This is a genomic window from Pseudomonas sp. MSSRFD41, from assembly GCF_014230245.1.
GTDB lineage: Bacteria > Pseudomonadota > Gammaproteobacteria > Pseudomonadales > Pseudomonadaceae > Aquipseudomonas > Aquipseudomonas piscis.
On sequence record NZ_JACKZK010000003.1, the window covers coordinates 203076 to 220250 of the forward strand.

Annotated in this window: 22 protein-coding genes; 11 read left to right on the plus strand and 11 right to left on the minus strand. The window is 64.8% G+C overall.

The features are described from left to right. Positions 1–15: 15 nt before the first annotated feature. Complete coding sequence (locus tag H7A76_RS07805) at positions 16–1035, minus strand: DUF4917 family protein (protein WP_185698149.1); 1020 nt, start codon at positions 1033–1035, stop codon at positions 16–18. 157 nt (positions 1036–1192) lie between these two features. On the opposite strand from H7A76_RS07805, the gene yiaY reads away from it, so the two are divergent. Beyond that, on the plus strand, positions 1193–2341 hold the full coding sequence (yiaY, locus tag H7A76_RS07810; RefSeq protein WP_185697972.1) for an L-threonine dehydrogenase: 1149 nt from the start codon (positions 1193–1195) through the stop codon (positions 2339–2341). Positions 2342–2384: 43 nt separating this feature from the next. On the opposite strand, the gene H7A76_RS07815 is transcribed toward yiaY, so the two are convergent. Beyond that, entirely contained in the window at positions 2385–2669 is a 285-nt protein-coding gene (locus tag H7A76_RS07815) for a type II toxin-antitoxin system RelE/ParE family toxin (protein WP_185697973.1), read from the minus strand. Next, complete coding sequence (locus H7A76_RS07820) at positions 2659–2898, minus strand: CopG family ribbon-helix-helix protein (RefSeq protein ID WP_068582179.1); 240 nt, start codon at positions 2896–2898, stop codon at positions 2659–2661. Before H7A76_RS07820 ends, H7A76_RS07815 begins: the two co-directional genes overlap by 11 nt. Before the next feature lie 196 nt (positions 2899–3094). Here H7A76_RS07820 and H7A76_RS07825 point away from each other — a divergent pair, with 196 nt between their 5' ends. The 7 genes from H7A76_RS07825 (at position 3095) to H7A76_RS07855 (ending at position 8804) form a co-directional block, all read left to right on the plus strand. Beyond that, a complete protein-coding gene (locus H7A76_RS07825) occupies positions 3095–3835 on the plus strand; it encodes a hypothetical protein (protein ID WP_185697974.1) in 741 nt (246 codons plus the stop codon). Positions 3836–3983: 148 nt separating this feature from the next. Next, positions 3984–4565, plus strand: a complete 582-nt coding sequence (locus H7A76_RS07830; RefSeq protein WP_260497931.1) for a hypothetical protein — start codon at positions 3984–3986, stop codon at positions 4563–4565. Positions 4566–4568: 3 nt separating this feature from the next. Beyond that, on the plus strand, positions 4569–4985 hold the full coding sequence (gene fos, locus H7A76_RS07835) for a fosfomycin resistance glutathione transferase (RefSeq protein ID WP_185697976.1): 417 nt from the start codon (positions 4569–4571) through the stop codon (positions 4983–4985). 126 nt (positions 4986–5111) lie between these two features. Further along, positions 5112–5750, plus strand: coding sequence for a LysE family translocator (locus H7A76_RS07840; protein ID WP_185697977.1), 639 nt, complete (start codon positions 5112–5114; stop codon positions 5748–5750). 110 nt (positions 5751–5860) lie between these two features. Further along, positions 5861–7210: a sensor domain-containing diguanylate cyclase gene (locus tag H7A76_RS07845; RefSeq protein ID WP_185697978.1), complete on the plus strand. Its 1350-nt coding sequence runs from the start codon at positions 5861–5863 to the stop codon at positions 7208–7210. Between the two features lie 128 nt (positions 7211–7338). Continuing rightward, positions 7339–7863, plus strand: coding sequence for a DUF4142 domain-containing protein (locus H7A76_RS07850; protein WP_185697979.1), 525 nt, complete (start codon positions 7339–7341; stop codon positions 7861–7863). A gap of 170 nt (positions 7864–8033) precedes the next feature. Then, complete coding sequence (locus H7A76_RS07855) at positions 8034–8804, plus strand: GNAT family N-acetyltransferase (protein ID WP_185697980.1); 771 nt, start codon at positions 8034–8036, stop codon at positions 8802–8804. A gap of 39 nt (positions 8805–8843) precedes the next feature. Here H7A76_RS07855 and H7A76_RS07860 read toward each other — a convergent pair whose 3' ends face one another. The 5 genes from H7A76_RS07860 to H7A76_RS07880 all read right to left on the minus strand — a co-directional run bounded on the left by H7A76_RS07860 (position 8844) and on the right by H7A76_RS07880 (position 13263). Further along, positions 8844–9620: an AraC family transcriptional regulator gene (locus tag H7A76_RS07860; RefSeq protein WP_185697981.1), complete on the minus strand. Its 777-nt coding sequence runs from the start codon at positions 9618–9620 to the stop codon at positions 8844–8846. A gap of 97 nt (positions 9621–9717) precedes the next feature. Then, entirely contained in the window at positions 9718–10986 is a 1269-nt protein-coding gene (locus H7A76_RS07865) for an FAD/NAD(P)-binding oxidoreductase (RefSeq protein ID WP_185697982.1), read from the minus strand. Continuing rightward, positions 10983–11216: a (2Fe-2S)-binding protein gene (locus tag H7A76_RS07870; protein WP_185697983.1), complete on the minus strand. Its 234-nt coding sequence runs from the start codon at positions 11214–11216 to the stop codon at positions 10983–10985. Before H7A76_RS07870 ends, H7A76_RS07865 begins: the two co-directional genes overlap by 4 nt. Then, complete coding sequence (locus H7A76_RS07875) at positions 11213–12334, minus strand: FAD-binding oxidoreductase (RefSeq protein ID WP_185697984.1); 1122 nt, start codon at positions 12332–12334, stop codon at positions 11213–11215. The genes H7A76_RS07870 and H7A76_RS07875 overlap by 4 nt, the downstream gene beginning before the upstream one ends. After that, positions 12331–13263, minus strand: a complete 933-nt coding sequence (locus tag H7A76_RS07880) for a 4-hydroxyproline epimerase (protein ID WP_185697985.1) — start codon at positions 13261–13263, stop codon at positions 12331–12333. The genes H7A76_RS07875 and H7A76_RS07880 overlap by 4 nt, the downstream gene beginning before the upstream one ends. 320 nt (positions 13264–13583) lie before the next feature. Between H7A76_RS07880 and H7A76_RS07885 the strand changes: the two genes are divergently transcribed. Next, positions 13584–13736, plus strand: coding sequence for a hypothetical protein (locus H7A76_RS07885; RefSeq protein ID WP_185697986.1), 153 nt, complete (start codon positions 13584–13586; stop codon positions 13734–13736). 109 nt (positions 13737–13845) lie between these two features. Continuing rightward, positions 13846–15417, plus strand: a complete 1572-nt coding sequence (locus H7A76_RS07890; protein ID WP_185697987.1) for an APC family permease — start codon at positions 13846–13848, stop codon at positions 15415–15417. 117 nt (positions 15418–15534) lie between these two features. Here H7A76_RS07890 and H7A76_RS07895 read toward each other — a convergent pair whose 3' ends face one another. Continuing rightward, positions 15535–15771 (minus strand): hypothetical protein, encoded by a 237-nt coding sequence (locus tag H7A76_RS07895; RefSeq protein WP_185697988.1) that lies wholly within the window; start codon positions 15769–15771, stop codon positions 15535–15537. Further along, entirely contained in the window at positions 15746–16012 is a 267-nt protein-coding gene (locus H7A76_RS07900) for a hypothetical protein (RefSeq protein ID WP_185697989.1), read from the minus strand. The genes H7A76_RS07895 and H7A76_RS07900 overlap by 26 nt, the downstream gene beginning before the upstream one ends. Positions 16013–16132: 120 nt before the next feature. Here H7A76_RS07900 and H7A76_RS07905 point away from each other — a divergent pair, with 120 nt between their 5' ends. Then, entirely contained in the window at positions 16133–16687 is a 555-nt protein-coding gene (locus H7A76_RS07905; protein WP_185697990.1) for a GNAT family N-acetyltransferase, read from the plus strand. Between the two features lie 41 nt (positions 16688–16728). Here H7A76_RS07905 and H7A76_RS07910 read toward each other — a convergent pair whose 3' ends face one another. Then, the gene (locus H7A76_RS07910) at positions 16729–17103 is read right to left on the minus strand and encodes a hypothetical protein (RefSeq protein WP_185697991.1); all 375 of its coding nucleotides are present in this window, start codon (positions 17101–17103) and stop codon (positions 16729–16731) included. Positions 17104–17175: the final 72 nt, after the last annotated feature.

Here is a 17175-nt window from a genome sequence, read left to right on the forward strand (position 1 = left end):
TTGTGGCCGATTGGCTCAGCGCTCTACCGGGACTGCCAGCGCCGGGTCGCCCAGGGCGTGGGTCCTGGAGTCGAAGAAGCGCAGGTTCAACTCCACGCCTTCGAACAGCTTGGCGTAGTGGCGCTTCTGGTGCTGGACGAACGCCGGGCTGCGCGGATAGACGGAGAGGGCCAGGGTGTCGGCGCCGCACTGGCGGATCGCCTGGGCCAGGTGGGCATCCTGGGGCCCAAGGTTGTGGCCGAAGATGCACAGGGCACCCTGGTGGTCCAGGAGTTGCTGGTAGCAGAACGACAAGTAGTCGCTGCCGCGGATGGTCTTGAGCTTGTCCGCCAGGGGGCCTTCGTTGACGAACAACGGCACGTCGTCCAGCGTCTTGAGGGTGTTGTTGATGGCGAAGCTGCCCAGCAGCGTGCCTTCGGTGGAGGTCAGCTTGCGTGTGCTGCCATCGAGGTTGCGTACCAGGTGCAGGCCACCGTGCAGGTACAGGATGCGGGTTTCAGGGGGGTGGGGGCCGGCCAGGTCGAAGGCCGGTTCGCTGCCCTGGAACAGGTCGTTCAGGCCCTGGGGGGCATGCTGCACGGCCCAGTAGTTGAGCAAGTCGTAGTTGCTGGTGAATACCGTGGAATATTGCCGAAGTTCGCCGTTGATCGCCGCCAGGCTCTCGGGTTGCACCAGGCTCCAGGGAATGTGCATGGCGTGCACGCTGTTGATCAGCGCTTCCTTGATCGCGTAGTAGCGGTTGCGCGGTGCCGCCGAGCTGATGGCCAGGGCCTTGTTGACTCGGCTGGTGGTCTTCAGCGCGCCCAGGACCTGCTCGAAGCTGCGGGTCTGCAAGGCCTCGAACACGCTGAGCTCGGATTGGCCGAGGGGTTTTTCCACGACGCCGCGGACATTTTCGAACAGCGAGTCGTAGGCGAAGTCTTTCCACACCGCCCGGCTGGCGCCGTTGCCGATCAGCAGGCCGGTGAACCGGGTGCTTGCGCGCAGGGCATTCCAGTTTTCAAGTTGGGCATCAAATTCCTGGAAATCCTTCATCGCGGTCATCGGTCTCGGGGCTGTAGGTGGTCGGGGCGCGACTTTATCACGACCGACCCTTGCGCCAGATCAACAACATCAGTGACCGATCGGTCGATTCTGTTCCACGGACATTGAATCGACACCCTGAACGGGGCCCCCGCCTGGAGATTTCCTGATGAGTAGCACCTTCTTCATTCCAGCCGTCAACATCATGGGCATCGATTGCCTCGACGAGGCCATGAGCGCCATCCGCAACCATGGCTTTCGCAAGGCGTTGATCGTGACCGATGCCGGGCTGGCCAAGGCTGGCGTGGCCGGGATGATCGCCGAGAAGCTGGCCATGCAGGACATCGACTCGGTGGTCTTCGATGGCGCCAAGCCCAACCCGAGCATCGCCAACGTCGAGCAAGGCCTGGCCCTGCTGCGGCAAGCCAAGTGCGACTTCGTGGTTTCCCTCGGAGGCGGTTCGCCCCATGACTGCGCCAAGGGCATCGCCCTGTGCGCCACCAACGGCGGGCATATCAGCGACTACGAGGGCGTCGACCGTTCGAGCAAGCCCCAACTGCCGCTGGTCGCCATCAATACCACCGCCGGCACCGCCAGTGAAATGACCCGCTTCTGCATCATCACCGACGAGTCGCGCCACGTGAAAATGGCCATCGTCGACCGCAACGTCACGCCGCTGCTGTCGGTCAACGACCCGGCACTGATGGTGGCGATGCCCAAGGGCCTGACCGCCGCCACCGGCATGGATGCCCTGACCCACGCCGTGGAGGCCTATGTGTCCACGGCGGCCAACCCGATCACCGATGCCTGCGCCTTGAAGGCCATCAGCATGATCAGCCACAACCTGCGCCAGGCGGTGCATGACGGCGGCGACCTGGTTGCGCGGGAGAATATGGCCTATGCGCAGTTCCTGGCGGGCATGGCCTTCAACAACGCATCCCTGGGATTCGTGCATGCCATGGCCCACCAGCTGGGTGGCTTCTACGACCTGCCCCATGGCGTATGCAACGCGGTGCTGCTGCCCCATGTACAAAGCTTTAACGCGACGGTCTGCGCCGCGCGCCTGACCGATGTGGCCCATGCCCTGGGTGCGGATATTCGTGGCTTCAGTCCGGAAGAGGGGGCCCAGGCGGCGATCACCGCGATCCGTACCCTGGCCCGTGATGTGGAGATTCCGGCTGGCCTGCGGGAGCTGGGCGCCAAGCTGCAGGACATTCCGATCCTGGCCGCCAACGCGCTGAAGGACGCCTGTGGCCTGACCAACCCGCGTCCCGCGGAGCAACGGCAGATCGAGGAGATTTTCCGCAACGCCTTCTAAAAGGGCAGCGCCGAGCGAATTGGGCCCCTGCCGTTGCAGGGGTCTACCAGCGCTGCGGAGGCTGGCGGCGAGTGTGGAAGATGCACAGTATCTGCAACCGACTACCGCGCACTCGATAGGGAATCAGATAAGGCCATCCAGGCACGACCCATTCTCGGGTACCGGGTAGCCGACCTTCGCGCCCGCTGGCCGGAAAACGGGCCAAATGCTCGATGCCAGTGAGCAGGGTCTCCACGAACTCCCTGGCGGCTTCAGGATTGTCCTGGGCCATGTAACGCGCCTCGTCATCCAGGTTTTTCAGGGCTGTTCGCAGCCACTCAATGTGCATTGCCGGTCCATTTACCCGTGATGGCCGCTACTTCCTCCGCGCTGGCGAAATCCCCCGCATCAGCTTCCCCGAGCGCCTTTTGGATCTCCTCGATCTGCCAGGCCTCCCGGGCGAGGTATTCACGCAACGCATCCACCGCCAGGAACGACTTGCTACGCCCTGTCGCTTTCGCCAGCAGAGCAAGGGTTTCAGCCATTTCGTCGGGCAGGCGCAGGGACATGATGGACATAGCGTTCTCGTTGTAGTGATGTGTAATACAACATACTACTCCGTCATGTCGTGGTTGCGAGGTCGCCGTTCGTCAGGCCTGGAGTGGTGATCGGTCCATGCCAGGATGGGTGATTTCCTTCACTGATTGCATTGAAAGCGGCGGTTCCACGGAGGATAGTGCGGCCCTTGTCTGCCCTCGTCACAAGGAGCCGTGAATGATCCGTCCATCGTCCCTGATCCAGATCCTGGGTGGCATCGGGTTGCTGTTGGGCAGCGCCGCGGTCGCCGCCCAGTGCCTGCCGCCGCCACGCAATGCCCAGGTGCCGGGGTTTTCCCTGTGCAAGGAGTGGCCGGCCTTCGCAGGCCAGAGCATCAGCCTGCTGGCCGAATTGACGCCGGATCCGACCGTGGCCGATGCCTCCGATGACGGCTCCTACGATCTGCAACTGGCGGTGCTGGATCGCCAGGACGCAGAGGTGCTGGCCAGCTACCGCCAGCCGGCGGCCTTCGTCTCCGATGCCATCCACCTGGACAGCCTGAAGCTCGACACCGGACGCTTCCAGCTGGCCCCGCAGGTGCGTGCCTTCGGCGTCAGGGCGGCGTTCTCCGGCTCTTCGCGGGTCAATCCGTTCGATCAGGTGCTGCTCAGTCTCTATGTGCGCGAAGGCACCAGGCTGCGTCCGGTGATGGAGAAGTTCGTGGCCTATTCCTATAGCGGCGAGTGGGATGGGCAATGCACCGGGCAGCGGGTCGAGACCACCCGTACCCTGGATATCGCCAAGACCGGCAGCCACGGCTATGCCGACCTGATCGTGCGCTCGGTGAGCGTCACCACCCTCGGCGAAGGCCAGGGCGAGCAGTGCCAGTCCCGATCCGTCACCAGCAAGCCTGTGCTGACCACCCTGCATTACGATGGCCAGCGCTATGTGTTGCCCAATGAACTGAACGGGATGTGAAGGCGTATCGATGAAGCGCTGTGGAGCTGGCCTTGGACTGGCGTTATTGGGTTTGTTGGTGGTCACGGCGGCCCGGGCCGACTGTGATGGCCGCGTCGATGTTCCTGGGGCGTTGCATGTTTGCAAGGCCTGGCCTGCGCAGCCTGGGATGAGCATCAGTGCCCGGGCGACCCCGATGCCTGGGGATGGCGACACCCGCAGCTATAGCCTGGATGTGGCCCTGGTGGCTGATGACTCCGGTTGGACGGTGGCCAGCAACTACAAGGATTCGGCACTGTTCTGCGATGCGGTGGCCGTGCAGGGTATGCAGATCGATACCGCGCGTTATCGCTTGAACCAGGCGGAGCAGGCCTTTGGCCTGCGGGTTCTTTACAGCCACGACTCCAACGCCGCGCCCTACGAGAAATCCGTGCTGACTCTCTACCGGCGTGAGGACAAGGAAATCCTGCCCTTGCTGGAAGGGCTGGTGGTGGCTGAGCGCTCCGGTGAGTTCGGCTGGGAAGGCCAGTGCTCGGGGCATTCCCGGGCGATGCGCCGGACCTTGCAGATGGGCCCTGGCCAGCGTCATGGCTACGCCGACCTGATCGTGCGTACCCGCGAAATCAAGACTGAGCGTTTCAAGGGCCGCGACGGTTGCGACAGTCGCGACCTGTCTGCCCGCAACAGTACCCTGACCTTGCACTACGACGGTGTGCGTTATCCGATTCCCAACGCCTTGAAAGGATCCTGATCGATGCTGACCGGCCTCAACCACCTGACCCTGGCGGTCACCGATGTGCCCCGCAGCCTGGCCTTCTATCATTCACTGCTGCAACTGCGCCTGGAGGCCAGTTGGGATGGCGGCGCCTACTTGTCCCTGCCAGGACTGTGGTTGTGCCTGTCGCTGGATGGGCAACGCCAGGCGCCTGCGGTGGCCGACTACACCCACTATGCGTTCAGCCTGGAGGCTGGCGATTTCGATTCCTTCGTCCTGCGCCTGCGTGAAGCCGGAGTGCGGGAGTGGCGCGACAATCGCAGCGAGGGGGCTTCGTTCTATTTTCTCGATCCGGACGGGCACAGGCTCGAGGCCCATGTGGGCGACCTGGCTTCGCGCTTGCAGGCCTGTCGCCAGCGGCCCTATGCCGGCATGCGTTTCTATCCGGCCGACTAGCAACACAGCATCCTGATCGACAGTTGAACAAGCCGCTGGTAGCCGGCCCCAGGGATCGTGCAGAATCCTGCACATTCATCCTGTGCCTGGCGGCTGCGCCTGGCCCGTCGACCTGGAGTCTCGCCGATGACCTCATCGCTGTTGCTGGCCGTTATCACCTCGGGTTTCATTTATGCGATCACCCCCGGGCCCGGAGTGCTGGCGGTGTTCGGCATCGGCGCGTCCCGTGGGCGGCAGGCGGGGGCCGGTTTTCTCTGCGGGCACATGCTGGGCGACGTGGTCTGGTGCAGCACGGCGCTGATCGCCATTGTCGGGGCCCGGGAGATCGGCAGCGATGCGTTCAATATCCTCGGCGTGCTCAGCGGCCTGTACCTGTTCTGGCTCGGCCTGCGGGCCATCCGCAGTAAACGGCGCGATGGCGACGAACCCCAGGGCCCGGCGCGCAACCCGTTCTGGCACGGGATCCTGTTCGGCCTGACCAATCCCAAGGCTTATCCGGTGGCGGTGGCAACCTTCACCGCGCTGCTCTCCAGCCGCGCGGAGATGTTGACCTGGTCGATGCTGCCGGGGCTGATTGCCCTGAGTTTCCTTGGCGGCCTTGGCGCATACGCTATCCTCATCGGCATCGTCGGCGCGCGTAAGGTACGCAATTGGTACCAGCGCCACGAGCTGGCGATCACCCGGGTCTGCGGGGTGATGTTCATCGGGTTCGCGGTCAACGCCCTGGTACATGCGGTGCCGGGGCTGGTCGGCAACAAGTCGTAAGCAGGGCCGTTCGCAGGTTGCGGCGGTGCGCAGCCGGTGCCAGGCACCGGCTGACCGGGCTCAAGGGATGGGTACTCAAGTGCATTCTTCGTGGGTAGTAGCTTTCTTTGATGGCAACCAAGAACTCCGCGCCTCTGGCCAGTTTCATCGACCTGCTCCTGGACGCCGTGTGCGCGGTGGATGCGGACGGTCGCTTCGTGTTCGTCAGCGCCGCTTGCGAACGGGTCTTCGGCTATACCGCCGATGAGCTGATCGGGCGGCCGATGATCGAACTGGTGCATCCGGATGACCGTGAACGCACCTTGCAAGCCGCCCGGGAAATCATGGGTGGCACGCCCAAGCCCAATTTCGAGAATCGCTACCTGCGCAAGGATGGCAGGGTGGCGCACATCCTCTGGTCGGCGCGGTGGTCGGAAGTCGACCAGTTGCGCATCGCCGTGGCCCGGGACATCACCGAGCGCAAGCGGGCCGAGTCTCGGCAGGCGGCGCTCTACGCGATTTCCGAAGCCGCCCAGGCTTCCGAGGACCTGCTGGCGCTGTTCAAGCATGTGCACCGGATCATCGGCGAGTGGCTGCCGGCCGTGAACTGCTCCCTGGCCCTGTATGACGAGCGTGCCGAAAGCCTGGGTTTTCCCTATCACGTGGATGACTGCGAAGGCCGCCCGGACCTGCCGGGGACCCTGATCGGGCGCTTTTGCGGCGAGGTCCTGCAACGCGGCCAGCCGTTGCTGCTGACGGCCGGAAACCCTTCGACCCAGGAACTATGGGAGCAGTTCGCCGCTCTCCAGGGAGCCCGTTGCTGGCTTGGGGTACCGCTCAATGCGCAGAAGGGCATCATCGGCGTGCTGGTGGTCAAGAGCGCGCCGGGTTCCCCGGGCTACGGCGAGCAGGACCAGGAATTGCTGCAGTACGTCAGCGCCCAGTTGGCCGCGGCCATCGAACGCAAGCAACTGCATGCTCGCCTGCACTACATGGCGGAGTACGACCAGCTGACCCACTTGCCCAACCGCGAGTTGCTGCGTGAGCGCCTGCGCCAGGCCCTGGCTCGCGCTCGGCGGGAATCGGGGCGCATGGCCTTGTTGTATGTCGACCTGGACCGGTTCAAGGAAGTCAACGATACCTGCGGCCATGCGGTGGGCGACATGCTCTTGCAGGCGGTGGCCAATCGGCTCAAGGGCTGTGTACGGGAGGTCGACACCGTGGCGCGGATCGGTGGCGACGAGTTCGTGATCCTGCTGGAGAACGTGCAACATGACGACGATGCCCAGCGGGTGGCAGACAAGATGCGCCGGGCCCTCGGCGAGCCATTGCGCCTGGACGGCCATTCATTGAACATTTTGCCGAGCATCGGCATCGGCCTGTATCCCGAACATGGCCTGGAGGAGCAGCAATTGTTCAAGCATGCCGACGAAGCCATGTACGCAGCCAAGCGCGCCCGCAAGAGCCGTTCCAACGCCTGAGCGCACAGGGTTCGGAGGATGCTTGGCGCACCGTTCGTCGTTCCACCTAAACCTTTGGCGGCTTGGGTTTTCCGATGCAGACGGGAGTCACTACTCCCGATGATTCACTGCAACAGGAGAGCCGTACCATGAACGCCATCGCCACTGTCATGCGCAGCGCCGGCCTGGCGCTGTTTCTGGGCCTCTGGGCCAGTGGAGCCCTGGCTCAATCTCCCGCCGCCTTCATCGACGACGCCTCGGCCCAGGGCATGGCCGATATCGAGGCCAGCCGCCAGGCGCACCAGCAAACCTCTTCCAAGGCCGTCAAGGAATACACCATCCAGGTGATCAACGACCGCACCATGGCCAACCAGCACCTGGCCAGGATCGCCAAGCGACTGGACCTGCCGGTGGCTCCGCGCGAGCAAGTGATGAGCAAGGCCAAGTCCCTGATCCCGGCCGTCGCCGAGGGCGAGGACTTCGACCGTGCCTATGCCGCGAACCAGATCCGCAGCACCGAGGAAGCGATCCGCCAGATCCGCCAGGAGGCCCAGGACAGCCAACTGCCGGAACTCAAGGCCTTTGCCGAGGAAACCCTGCCCAAGCTGGAAAACCACTTGCAACTGGCCAAGGCCCTGCGGGCCGGCCGCCTTCCCGACTATCAGGAAGGATGAGGGCAGCGCGCCCGTCCGGCATAGGGTGGGCGCTGCGTCCTGTTGTGGTTACACCTCGGAACATTCCTTCGCAGAATAAAACAGGATTGTGCTGGAGCCTTGGGGGCTACGGGCTTAACGTGGCCGGGATGTGGCGCCACCCGGCGTCACGAGGTTCAAGGAGACAGCGCATGACGCATGCAGGGGCTTCGGTCATCGACCTGTACCACCAGGCGGAAGACTATTTCTTCGTATCCATTTCCCAGTTCTATCGGCGTTTCGGTCCGGACCTGGGGGCCTATTGCACCGGCGTCGAGGCCAGCAGCCTGAACCTGCTGATCATGCGTGACCTTGGCGCCGAGAGTGCCGCGCAGTTGGCCGAAGGCGTGGCCTTCCTGCAGCGTACCGACATGCCGTTCTGCGTGGTGCTGCCTGAAGTGCATGTGTCCCGGGTCAGCGAGCAACTGCGCCAGCAGCGCCTGCAGCCGGCGGACCGCACCACCTGCATGGTCCTGGACCTGGCTGCTTATGAAGCGCCACCGGCCATGCAAGGGCTGGCGGATGTGCGCGGCACCGATGACTGCCTGGAGGATTGGGGCGTGCCGGTGGAAAGCGCATTCGCCTCCAGTGGCGGCGGGATCGAGCAGTACCTGGCCCGGCATCGGGCGGCGGCAGAGGCTGGACGGAACCTGCGCCACTTCGTGCTGTACGTCGACCAGCGCCCGGTGAGTGCCCTGACCTTGTCGATGGGACCGGGCGTGGCGCGGCTGGACGATATCGGCACCCTGCAAGAGTGCCAGGGGCGGGGCTATGCCACCGCGCTGATCCACTCGGTACTGCCTATCGCCAAGCGGGAAGGGGCCGGGATCTGCGTATTGGAAGCGTCCCTCGACGGCCTGTCGATCTATCGCAAGGTGGGTTTCCAGCGCCTGTTCGACTACCGCACCTTCTGCGAGGAATGAAATCCTGCCAGCCGGCCGGCAGGACTAGGAGTACTGCCGTCAGCGTCCGGCGTTGAGGCGGAACTGGCGCGGGCTAAGGCCGGTCAGCGCCTTGAACTGCCGGCTGAAGGCGCTGTGATCGGTATAGCCGCATTGCAGCGCCACTTCGGTGATGGGTTCTTCGGTGACCAGCAGCCGCGAGGCGTGTTCCAGGCGAGCCTTGTGGATCATCTGCCGTGGCGTGAGATGGAAGATGCGCTTGCAGTAGCGTTCCAGCTGGGCGATGGACAAGTTGGCGATGCGGGTCAGGTCCTCCAGGCGGATGGCTTCGCTGTAGTGTTCGCGGATATGCCGGTCCACCGCCGCCAGGCGTTCATAGGCCGGGTGGGTGTCGCGGGCGGCCTGCAGGTCCAGGGAGATGCCGGCCATGCCGATGATCTGGCCATCACGCCCGTACAGCGGCAGCTTATGGGTCAGGCACCAGCCGGGTTCGCGGCTGCCGTACAGGTGCAGCTCCAACTGGCCCTTGATGGTGATGCCCTGGCGCAGTACCCGCTGGTCCTGCTCGGTGTAGACCGGACCGAGCATTTCGGGGAAGACCTCGGCGGAGGTCTTGCCCAACAGTGGCCGGATGTTCTTGAAGCCACAACGTTGGGCCAGGGTCAGGTTGGCGCTCAGGTAGCGCGCGTGCAGGTCCTTGATGAAGAACACCACGTTGGGCACGCAGTCGAGCAGGGGCGTGATCAGTTCCATGCTGGCCAGTAGGCCGTCGATATCCCGGGGACGCTGGGCGGCAATGGCTTGGGGCAGTTGGTTGAGCTGTGCGCTATCGATCATCGTCGTTCTCTCTCCGGGGCTCGGTGGGGCCTTGATCGAGCCAGGGAGCATGCCAGTGCGGGCCTGGGCCAGCCGGGGAGATGGCCCGCGGCGGTCCTCAGGTACTGGAATGCTGTTGTTCAGCGTCCTGCATCAGGGTGGCGATCCGTGCCGGCACCAAGGGTGCCCGTGGTGGTGTGGCGCTCCAGCCGAACAGCTGCTGGGCGGCGTTGGCGCAGACCCGGCCTTGGCAGGCTCCCATGCCGCAACGGCTTTGCAGCTTGGCGGTAGTCCAGTCAGGGGCCGCGGCCACCGCGGCGTAGGGGACATCCTCGCAGCGGCACAGCAGGGTATCAGGCCGGGCCAGCTCCAGGACCTGCGGACGCAAGGCGAAGTGTTTCCGCAGTTGACCGGCAAAGCGCTGCCAGCGCTGCCTCTGGCGTACCAGGCTGGCGACCCGATCCGTCTGCCCGGTGGCCATGCAGCCGGCGATCTCGCCTTCGACCAGAGCCAGTTCGCTGCCACCGATGCCGGTGCATTCGCCGGCGGCGTAGACGTGGGGCAGGCTGCTGCGTTGCTCGGCGTCGACGGCGATCGCGCCTTGCTCCAGGCGGCAGCCCAGGTGGCTGGCCAGGCGCGTGTTGGGCACCAGGCCGAAACCACACGCCAGGTAGTCGCAGGCAAGCTCCTCGATACGCCGCCCCTGGCGGATGCGTACCGCTTCCAAGTGTTGGTCACCGAGTGCCTCGACCACGTGGGCGTTGCCACGATAGGCCGGGGTCGCCAGGCGCAAGGCCTGGGCCAGCTTGTTCGGCCAGCGCCACAACTGGCTGGCGAAGCCCAGCAAGGCGGCTGTCGAAGCCTGTTCCAGCACCCGGGTCACTCGAGCCCCGGCCTGGCGAGCCGTGGCGGCGCTGGCCAGCAGTAGGGGGCCGCTGCCGGCGATCACCACTGAGCGCCCGGCCAGTGGCAGGCCATTCTTCAGGAGCGCCTGCAGGCCTCCGGCCCCGGTGACGCCGGGCAGGGTCCAGCCGGGAAATGGCAGCAGCAGTTCCTGGGCCCCGCAGCACAGGATCAGCTGTTCGTACTCCACCTGCCAGGCTTGCCGGGCATCTTCCAGCAGCAGGCTGCGCGGACCCAGGGCACAGATGATGCGGGTGGCGCCAAGGTAGCGTACTGCCGGATGTTGCAAGGTCTCGAAGCGCTCGGCCTGGGCGGCGCTCGGTGGATGGTCCGGGCCGTGGCGCCAGATCTGGCCGCCGGGGCGCGGGTTGTCGTCGACCACCAGGATCGAACGGGCGTTGCGGCTGGCGGCCCTGGCCGCCGCGAGGCCTGCCGGGCCGCTGCCGACGATCAGTACCTGGCATTGCAAGCGTGGGGCGGTCATCGGCTGCGCTCCACCTGCATGCCGTCGCGGCACAAGGTTTGGCAGGCCAGCTGGCGATGACCGTCGATGGTCATCCGGCATTCATGGCAGATTCCCATGCCGCAGAAGGGGGCCCGTGGCCGGCCAGTGCAGGAGACGCGGGTGTGCAGGTCGCCGCTGGCGGCCAGCGCGGCGGCGACGCTGATGCCTGGGCGCACCTGCAATGGCTGCTGGTCCAGGTAGATGATCATGGGGTCTCTCCAGTCAGGGCGGCGAAACGCCCGGGCAGATAGGGGCGTGGATCGATCGCCGGGCGTTCGCCAAGCAGCAGGTCCGCCAACAGTCGGGCACTGCCAGGGGCGGTGGTCACTCCCAGGCCTTCGTGTCCGACCGCCAGCCACAAGCCGGGTTGGCGTGGGTGCTCGCCGAGGATCGGCAGGCCATCGGGAGTGGCGGCACGAAAGCCGGTCCAGGCGCGGATGCCGTTGAGCTGCGCCAGGTCCGGCAGGTAGTCCACGGCACGACGCAGCATCGTCGCCAATACCTGCGGGTCGGCCTCTGGATCGAGGATGTCGAACTGGCGGGACGAGCCGATCAGCAACTGGCCGGTGGGACGCGGCTGGACGTTGAACGCCACCGAGGCGCCGTCGCTGGCATGGGCGCTGGCGGCATATCCCAGTTCCACCAGCTGATGGCCGACCTGGCGTGGATAGCGGTCGGTGATCAGCAGGTGGCCCTTCTTCGCCCGCAAGGGCAGTGCCGGTAGCAGGCTGCGGGCGCCGAGGCCGTTGGCCAGCAGCACCCTGGGAGCCTGCAGCAGGCGACCGTCGTCGAGTTCCAGTTGGTCCCCGGCAAGGCGCCGTACATGGGCACGCAGGCGGTTGATTCGCGGATGGCTGTCCAGCAGCCACTGGGCGGTGGCGGGAGCGTAGAGGATGCCGTCGCCGGGGACTTTCAGCGCACCGCCCAACCCCTTGCGCAGCATGGGCTCCAGCGCCGCCAGTTGCTGGCCGTCGAGCATCTGCGTGGCCACCCCGTGCTCGGCCAGGATGCCCTGCTTGGTCCGTGCCAGGTCCATCTCGCCGGCATCGGCGGCCAGCCACAGGGTGCCGCAGCCATGATAGGCACAGGCGTCGGGCAGGCGTTCGCGCAAGCGCCGCCAGAGCTCCAGGGAGTAGTGACTCAGGGCCAGCTCCGCCGGGTTGTCATCCATGACCACCAGGTGGCCCATGCCCGCCCCGGTGGCGCCGCCCGCGGCATCGTCCAGCACCAGGACCTGCAGGTCACGCCGGGCCAGTTCGTGGGCGCAGGCGGCGCCGATGATCCCGGCGCCAACCACGACCACGTCCGCGGTGAGCGCCTGGCTCACGAACCGATGCCCCAGGCGAACGGATCGCTGTCGTCCAGCAGCAGGGTGGCTTCGGCGCTGATGTGAGCGCTGCCCCGCAGGATCGGGATGATCTGTTCGCCGGCGGTTTCGTAGTAGGCGCTGAACTGGCTGCCGATAACGCTGGCCTGGCGCCAGATCTGGCCCGGGACGAGCTTGCCGTCCGCCGCCAGGCACGCCAGCTTGGCGCTGGTACCGGTGCCGCAGGGCGAGCGATCGTAGGCCTTGCCGGGGCACAGCACGAAGTTGCGGCTGTCGGCCTGGGGATCCTCGGCGAACAGCTCGATATGGTCGATCACTGCGCCTTCGGCGCCGGTGATCCCGGTGGTTTCAAGGGCCTGGCGTACGCTCCAGGTGTAGTGGGTCAGGGCCTCGACATTATCCAGGGCGATGCGTTGGCCGTGCTCGCTGATGAGGAAGAACCAGTTGCCACCCCAGGCGATATCACCGTGCACCAGGCCCAGGCCGGGAACCTGCACGCCCACTTGGCGACGATAACGATAGGCGGGCACGTTGCGCACGCTCACCGACAGGTCGTCGTGCAGGGTGGCCTGCACCGTGCCCACCGGTGTTTCGATGCGGTGCACACCGCAGTCGATCCGCCCCAGGTGGTACAGGGAGCGGACCAGGCCGATGGTGCCGTGGCCGCACATGCCCAGGTAGCCGCTGTTGTTGAAGAAGATCACTCCGGCACAGGCATCGACCGCCTGCGGTTCGCAGAGCAGGGCCCCCACCAGTACGTCGCTGCCGCGGGGCTCGAGAACGCAGGCGCGGCGCCATGGATCGTGCCGATCGCGCAGGATATCCAGGCGCTCGGCCATGGAACCCTGGCCCAGGTCGGGGAAACCATCGATGACCAGGCGAGTGGGTTCGCCACCGGTATGGGAGTCGATCACGGATATTTTTTTCATGGCAGCACCTGATGGAAAAGAGCTACAGAGTGGGCCAGAGGAGGGCTACACCGCTTGTGGGTTTTCGCTGTTCGAGATGACGAAATCAGCATAGTTTCGGGTGCTGGGGGATGACCTGGGAGGTGGTCGGCACTGGTGGCTGGCAGCAGGAAAAGAAGGCGCAGCGCTGCGGCTGATGGTGCTGGAGAAGAATGGAAAAGTGTGCCGATTTCGTCTGTTTCACGCAGGAAAACCCTCAAGCTGCCACGAGGATAAAAGGCGACTCTGGTTTTTGTTTCCGGCCCTGATCGGTCGGAGCGACTTCATATAAGGAAAAGATCATGAGCCGTACAGCCTTCTGCCACAGCGGTGCCTTGCCCACCGCGTCCACTGTGTTCGAAGCCCGTTCATTCCTTGATCCACAGGCCTCTGGCGAACTGTCGCCGCGCCTGTCGGATCCCTCGGTAGCAACCCTGCCAGGCTACGGCTGCTGAAGGCTACCGGCCCCGCGACTCAAGGACCACGACACGCGATCAACGCCGATGGCTCCCTCGGCGTGAGATCCGATCTGCCTATTCCAATAACCCATAAAGGCGCGCCTCCATGTCAGGCAAAGGTAAATTCAAGAAACAACTCTCTCTGGTGGACCTGACCTTCATCGGTCTGGGTGCGATCTTCGGTTCCGGCTGGCTGTTCGCCGCCAGCCACGTCTCGGCGATTGCCGGACCGGCGGGAATCTTTTCCTGGCTGCTGGGCGGTTTCGCCGTACTGCTGCTGGGCATCGTCTATTGCGAGCTGGGGGCGGCCCTGCCCCGCGCCGGTGGCGTGGTGCGTTACCCGGTGTTCTCCCATGGCCCGTTGCTGGGCTACCTGATGGGCTTCATCACCTTGATCGCCTTCTCCAGCCTGGTGGCGATCGAAGTGGTGGCGGCCCGGCAATATGCCGCGGCCTGGTTCCCCAGCCTGACCCACGAAGGCAGCAGCAACCCGACGCTCATCGGCTGGTTGGTGCAGTTCGCGCTGCTGTGCCTGTTCTTCTGGCTCAACTACAACAGCGTCAAGACCTTCGCCAAATCCAACAACTTCATCAGCCTGTTCAAGTTCATCGTGCCGCTGCTGGTGATCGGGGTGTTGTTCACCTTCTTCAAACCCGACAACTTCCACGTCCAGGGCTTTGCCCCGTTCGGCATGTCGGGGATCGAGATGGCGGTGTCGGCCGGGGGCATCATCTTCGCCTACCTGGGCCTGACGCCGATCATCTCGGTGGCCAGTGAAGTGCGCAATCCGCAGCGCACCATCCCCATTGCCCTGATCCTCTCGGTGCTGCTCTCGACCTTGATCTACGGCCTGTTGCAACTGGCCTTCCTGGGCAGCATTCCCACCGAGATGCTGGCCAACGGCTGGAGCGGCATCAGCAAGGAGTTTTCCCTGCCCTACCGCGATATCGCCCTGACCCTCGGAGTGGGCTGGCTGGCCTACCTGGTGGTGGCCGATGCGGTGATCTCCCCCAGCGGCTGCGGCAACATCTACATGAACGCCACGCCGCGAGTGGTCTACGGCTGGGCTCGCACCGGCACCTTCTTCAAGATCTTCACCCGTATCGACGAACAATCCGGCATCCCGCGCCCGGCGCTGTGGCTGACCTTCGGCCTGTCGGTGTTCTGGACCCTGCCATTCCCGTCCTGGGAGGCGTTGATCAACGTAGTGTCCGCGGCACTGGTGCTGAGCTACGCGGTGGCGCCCATCAGCGTCGCGGCCTTGCGCAAGAGCGCACCGGAGCTGGCACGGCCTTTCCGGGTCAAGGGTTTTGCGTTGCTGGGGCCGGTGTCCTTCGTGATCGCCGCGCTGATCGTCTACTGGTCTGGCTGGGGGACGGTGTCCTGGCTGTTGGGGCTGCAGATCCTGATGTTCGTGATCTACCTGCTGTGCAAGCGCCTGGTGCCCACCGACCACCTGAGCCTCGGCGAACAGGTACGCTCTTCCCTGTGGCTGATCGCTTTCTACGCGTTGACCATCGGCATTTCCTACCTGGGCAGCTTTGGCGGGATCGGCGTCCTGGCCCATCCGTTCGACACCCTGGCGGTCACGCTCATGGCCCTGTGCATCTACTACTGGGGAGCCAACACCGGAGTACCGAGCGCCAAGCTGGCATTGGATGGCGATGAGTCGGAGTGACAGGCTCGACCTGGTCCTGGGCGAGGTGAACTGATCGCCCGGGAACCTGGATTCAGGTCACGCACAAAAAGGCCGGCGTCACGCGCATGTGCAGCCGGCCTTCGTGTATTCAGGGCCTCAGAAGCGGACGTTGGCCGCCAGTTCCGCAGAACGTCCAGGGGCGACGATGGCGAACATACCGACGTGGGAGGCGTCGTAGCAGGTCTCGTCGGTGAGGTGCAGCAGGTTGAGTTGCAGGTCCAGGCCCGCGCTGTAGTTGTGGCCGGTGGGGCCGGTTGCGAAGGCGCCGAAGATGTCGGCCTGGTTGATCAACGAAGTGTTGACTAAGTTACGTCCACGCGCGGGGCCGCGCATCACCACACCGCAGAGCTGGGTCTTGATGGCCTCCTTCGGAACCGAAGGTCGGCCGGCTCAGGATGTAGTCCTGCATGCTGCACCCTTGCCGTGTGGTGTTGCGCAGGCTCAGGTGGTCGTTGAAGTCGTGTTCCAGCAGCAGGGTGGCGATATCGGTGGAGGTCTTGCGCAAGTCACGCTTGGCAAAGCCATAGAAGTTGCCCCGATCGACCTTGACCGGTTTGCCGGTGATGGCCGACACCGGATGTTCCTGGTCGGTACGCCAGGTAGCTGGCTTGGCAGGTGGATTTAATACTGGCAGTGATTCTCTTTTTCCGGGCGCTGCGGTTTCATGGGCAGCCTTCGACCAGGAAAACGCGCCATGGAACTGCATTTCGAAACCCCCAACCTGCTGTTGCGACCCCGGACCCTCGAGCACTTCGAAGCCTGCCTGCGCATGGACCAGGACCCGCAGGTCACGCAATTCATCCCCGGAACCTGGGACGGTGGGCAATGGCACCGGGATTTCCTGCGGGGGCGGATGTCCCGGGATTTCGGCGAGCGTTGCGGTTACTGGGCGATTTTTACCAAGCAAGCGCCGGATGAGTTCCTTGGCTGGGTCTCGTTCATTCCCTTCGAGGCCGTGGGGCCGGAGCTGGAGATGGGCTGGCGCCTGGTGCGTCGGGCCTGGGGACGCGGGGTGGCCTCCGAGGCCGCTAGGCGCATCGTCGAGCATGCCTTCGCCGACCCGGCCGTCGAGCGGCTGGTGGCCGATGCCCATGTGGACAACGCCGCGTCGCTGGCGGTAGCCCGCAAGATCGGTTTCCGGGTCAGCCACGATGGCGAGTTCGAAGGTGTGCCCAGCCGGTTCCTGGAAATGACCCGCGAAGACTTTCAGCGGCACCAGGCCGAAAGCCGCTCCCCGGCTGTTCGCTGACTGCGCGGGCGAGGTGCCGGACCCGGCGTCTCACCTGGCGCTCACAGATGGCGACCGACCCACCACAGCACCAGGAAGGCGATGCCGGCGGCCAGCGCCGAGAGCTGGAATAGATTGATCAGCCACTTCAGGCCGAGGGGGAAGTGGCGATAGTCGCGCACGCTCATTCCACCGTTGCGCAGGAACAGGTGGGGCATGGCGAACAGGCCGCCGATGCACAGCAACATGAAGAAGCGACTCAGGGGATCCTTGCCCAGCAGCGGCATGCGGATGGCGATGACCCGGCACCGCGACAGATGCCTGACCATGTCATCGAGCCTGAAATAGCCCAGGTAGATCTGGATCGCCAGGGAAACCAGCGCGGACACGACCACCAGTACCCAACCGGCGGTGTAGATATCTTCGGCATTGCACATAGCTGTTCAGTGACCTCCTCAAGCCTCGCGCCTTGGCGCTCGGCGTAGCGCTCCTCCAGTGGACCCTGCACG

Bases quoted from the DNA above. Each gene is read 5' to 3' on its own strand.
- H7A76_RS07825 (WP_185697974.1), top strand. From the start codon at position 3,095: ATGATCCGTCCATCGTCCCTGATCCAGATCCTGGGTGGCATCGGGTTG.
- H7A76_RS07840 (WP_185697977.1), top strand. From the start codon at position 5,112: ATGACCTCATCGCTGTTGCTGGCCGTTATCACCTCGGGTTTCATTTAT.
- fos (WP_185697976.1), top strand. From the start codon at position 4,569: ATGCTGACCGGCCTCAACCACCTGACCCTGGCGGTCACCGATGTGCCC.
- yiaY (WP_185697972.1), top strand. From the start codon at position 1,193: ATGAGTAGCACCTTCTTCATTCCAGCCGTCAACATCATGGGCATCGAT.
- H7A76_RS07895 (WP_185697988.1), bottom strand. From the start codon at position 15,771: ATGCGCGGCCCCGCGCGTGGACGTAACTTAGTCAACACTTCGTTGATC.
- H7A76_RS07845 (WP_185697978.1), top strand. From the start codon at position 5,861: ATGGCAACCAAGAACTCCGCGCCTCTGGCCAGTTTCATCGACCTGCTC.
- H7A76_RS07890 (WP_185697987.1), top strand. From the start codon at position 13,846: ATGTCAGGCAAAGGTAAATTCAAGAAACAACTCTCTCTGGTGGACCTG.
- H7A76_RS07885 (WP_185697986.1), top strand. From the start codon at position 13,584: ATGAGCCGTACAGCCTTCTGCCACAGCGGTGCCTTGCCCACCGCGTCC.
- H7A76_RS07815 (WP_185697973.1), bottom strand. From the start codon at position 2,669: ATGCACATTGAGTGGCTGCGAACAGCCCTGAAAAACCTGGATGACGAG.
- H7A76_RS07870 (WP_185697983.1), bottom strand. From the start codon at position 11,216: ATGATCATCTACCTGGACCAGCAGCCATTGCAGGTGCGCCCAGGCATC.
- H7A76_RS07850 (WP_185697979.1), top strand. From the start codon at position 7,339: ATGAACGCCATCGCCACTGTCATGCGCAGCGCCGGCCTGGCGCTGTTT.
- H7A76_RS07855 (WP_185697980.1), top strand. From the start codon at position 8,034: ATGACGCATGCAGGGGCTTCGGTCATCGACCTGTACCACCAGGCGGAA.
- H7A76_RS07860 (WP_185697981.1), bottom strand. From the start codon at position 9,620: ATGATCGATAGCGCACAGCTCAACCAACTGCCCCAAGCCATTGCCGCC.
- H7A76_RS07880 (WP_185697985.1), bottom strand. From the start codon at position 13,263: ATGAAAAAAATATCCGTGATCGACTCCCATACCGGTGGCGAACCCACT.
- H7A76_RS07910 (WP_185697991.1), bottom strand. From the start codon at position 17,103: ATGTGCAATGCCGAAGATATCTACACCGCCGGTTGGGTACTGGTGGTC.
- H7A76_RS07820 (WP_068582179.1), bottom strand. From the start codon at position 2,898: ATGTCCATCATGTCCCTGCGCCTGCCCGACGAAATGGCTGAAACCCTT.
- H7A76_RS07865 (WP_185697982.1), bottom strand. From the start codon at position 10,986: ATGACCGCCCCACGCTTGCAATGCCAGGTACTGATCGTCGGCAGCGGC.
- H7A76_RS07905 (WP_185697990.1), top strand. From the start codon at position 16,133: ATGGAACTGCATTTCGAAACCCCCAACCTGCTGTTGCGACCCCGGACC.
- H7A76_RS07830 (WP_260497931.1), top strand. From the start codon at position 3,984: ATGAGCATCAGTGCCCGGGCGACCCCGATGCCTGGGGATGGCGACACC.
- H7A76_RS07805 (WP_185698149.1), bottom strand. From the start codon at position 1,035: ATGAAGGATTTCCAGGAATTTGATGCCCAACTTGAAAACTGGAATGCC.